Genomic DNA, 3,036 nt, shown 5'->3' with positions numbered 1-3,036 from the left:
CTCTACCTGGACGTCGGGCTCTGCTTCGAAGCACATCAGCAGAACACGCTGGTGGAGCTGGACGGCGGCTGGCCGGTGCACGGCGTCTACCGGGACAGCCAGGGCTACTTCCACAGGGAGGCGGCGCACGGAGATCTGACCGCCGTAGTCCCCGAGCTCGGCGAGGCCACCGAGTCGATCTTCCCGGAATCGCTGGCCGACGAGCGGCTCGTCTACTACATGTTCGTGAACCTGACCCTGGGGGTGGTGAACGCCCTGGGCTCGTGTATCGACGAGGCCGTGCTGCTGGGCGATCTGCGCGGGCTGCTGGCCGCCGAGCGGTCCGAGGGCGGGCGGTACCCGGCATCGCTGCTGGACCGGCTGCTCGACGACGACCGCTGGCCCTGCAAGGCCAACCTGCTCACCCGGGCGCACGACATGGATGAGCTGGTGGGCGACATCTCGACCCAGTCGGTCTACGTCACGCTGCCCAACCCCTTGCCCGACCCGCTGCGGCCCGGAGCCGCTGGATGACCGCGCAGCCGAATCCTCGGTCGTGGCCCGCGGAGCATGCCGGAGTGACAGCCGTCGGCTCGCGGCCGGAGACGGTTGATCGGCCGACTCCCCGTGCCTGGTCCGCGATCTTCCGTCGAGAGGCGACGGGCGACGCGCCGTTGACGACCACACGGATCGAAGCGGAACCGGCCGACGTCGATCGGCACGGCGAGCTCATCCATGACTGGATGAACCGTGCGCATGTGGTGCCCTGGTGGGAGCTGGACAAGCCGCTCGATGAGATACGCGCCTACCTGGCCGGGTTGACACACCTGCAGCCGTGGGTGGTGTCCGCCGACGGCACGCCGTTCGGTTACGTGGAGACGTACCGGGTGGCCGACGATCCGCTCGCCGGCCACTACCCCGCCCGCCCGACGGATGTCGGCTGGCACCTGCTGGTAGGTCCCGAACGGTTCCTCGGCAGCGGAATGCCCCGGCTGCTGGGATGGGCCTTCCTCGCCTACCAGCTGGGGTTCCTCACGACGACGGCTGGCGGGCATCCGCACCATGGCGACCGCGTCGTCTGCGAGCCCGACGCGCGCAACAGCCGGATGCACGCGTTCTGCCGCCGCCTGGGTTTCCACGCGATCGGCGAGGTGGACCTGCCCGACAAACGGGCGTTGCTCATGGTGTGCCACCGCTTGGACTTCATGGCTCGATGGACCGACGACCGCCACACGATCAGCGATCAGATACGAGTTCAGGGCGCTATAACGCCTTGAACTCGTATCTGATCAAGGACGCCGACAGCAGGTGAACCACACATCATGAGACCGAACCATCCGTCCGCCGGCACGTCACCCGCCGGCGAACGCAGCCATCCAACCTCAGCGCCCGTCCCGCACCCGGAGGCCGACGGCCCGAACACGGCGCCCGAGGTAGGCCGTACGTTCGACGTGATCGGCGTCGGACTCGGACCGTTCAACCTCGGGTTGGCCGCGCTCCTGGACCCGGTCCGTGACATCGATGCCCTCTTCTTCGAGGCAGAACCGGTCTTCGCCTGGCATCCCGGCCTGATGCTTCCTGGGACGACGCTGCAGGTGCCGTTCATGGCCGACCTGGTCACGCTCGCCGATCCCACCAGCCGGTACTCGTTCCTGAACTATCTGCAGGAGCACAACCGGCTCTACCGGTTCTACTTCTACGAACGGTTCCACATACCCCGGCGCGAGTACGACGCCTACGCCCGCTGGGTCGCCGGGAGCCTGCCGTCGTGCCGGTTCGGCCACCGCGTCGATGAGGTCACGCCGAACGACGACGGCACGTGGTCGGTCCGCGTGGTGCGGCCGGCGCCACCCCGGGAGGGAGAGTTCCCGGGGCACGAGGTCTCCCGCCGCGTTTCCTCTTCACCGCAGACGCGGCACGGCACATCTGGCGGGCTCGGGGAAACGGTGACGTACCGTGCGCGTTCCGTCGTGTTCGGCGTCGGCAGCCGCCCATGGGTTCCGCAGGTCGCCCGCGATGTGCTCGGCGACGACGTCTACCACGCAGCGGACTACCTCCCGCTACGCGACAAGACAGTCGAGGCCGGCGCCGTCACCGTGGTCGGCTCTGGGCAGAGCGCCGGCGAGATCGTTGCGGACTTGCTCGAAGCACGCCTCTCTGGACGGCGTTCCGGCACGTTCATGTCGGGCCAGGCTTTTGCGCTGGGCGACGAACACGCTTCCGAATGGCGGGATGAGCACGTACCGGGACGGGCAGGCGGGCACACGCCCGAATGGCCCGACGGGCACACACCGGGATGGGCCGACGGGCAGGTGGACGGGGAGACACTGGACTGGTTCACCCGCGGTGCCGGGTTCCTGCCGATGGAGTACTCCAAGCTGGGGCTGGAGCATTTCACGCCCGAGTACACCAACCATTTCCACAGCTTGCCGCCACAGACCCGGGATCGGATCCGGGCAGGGCAGGACCTGCTGTACAAAGGGCTGTCGGCGGAGACCAGTGAGCGCATCTACGACCTGCTGTACGAGGCCACCATCGAGCGCGATGACCCACCGGTGACCTACGCCGCAGGCTGTGAGCTGGAGGCGATCGAGCCGTCGCCGGTCCCGGGCCGGCGCTGGCGGCTCACCTGGCGACACCGCGCCGAGGGCCGCACGTTCACCCGAGACACGGACGTCGTCGTCCTCGCCACCGGGTACGAGCCGGCGCCCGTTCCGGTTCCCGAGGGCTTCGTCGTCACAGACGAGCATGGCTGTCCGGCCGTCAGCCAGGACTACCGGCTACGTCTCGCCGACGAGCCGCCTTCTGCCGAACCGACGGACGAGGCCACTGCGTCAGGCGGGGCCAGCTGTCACAGGCCTCATGCCATGGCCGACGACGAGCCACGGCCCGACCGGCACGGCGGCGCGTCGTCACTGTTCGTACAGAACGCGGAACTGCACACGCACGGCGTCGGTGCGCCGGACCTGGGTCTGGGTGCGTACCGCAACTCGGTCATCATCAACGCCGTCGCCGGCCGCGAGGTCTATCCAGTGCGCGACCGCACCGTGTTCCAAC

At 68.6% G+C, this 3,036-nt stretch carries 3 protein-coding genes; all 3 read left to right on the top strand.

What is annotated here, in order from left to right:
- Positions 1-513: IucA/IucC family C-terminal-domain containing protein (locus ELR45_RS26150; RefSeq protein WP_276320733.1), on the top strand; the 513-nt coding region annotated here is incomplete at its 5' end.
- Entirely contained in the window at positions 510-1,256 is a 747-nt protein-coding gene (locus tag ELR45_RS26145) for a GNAT family N-acetyltransferase (RefSeq protein WP_129668959.1), read from the top strand. The genes ELR45_RS26150 and ELR45_RS26145, both read left to right, overlap by 4 nt.
- A 45-nt stretch (positions 1,257-1,301) precedes the next feature.
- On the top strand, positions 1,302-3,036 hold a 1,735-nt coding region (locus ELR45_RS39145; RefSeq protein WP_205857298.1), incomplete at its 3' end, for a lysine N(6)-hydroxylase/L-ornithine N(5)-oxygenase family protein.

The sequence above is a fragment of the Phytoactinopolyspora endophytica genome (assembly GCF_004138495.1).
Taxonomy (GTDB): Bacteria; Actinomycetota; Actinomycetes; order Jiangellales; family Jiangellaceae; genus Phytoactinopolyspora; species Phytoactinopolyspora endophytica.
Note: the sequence above shows the minus strand (reverse complement) of the source record. Positions and strands in the feature narration are given on the sequence as shown.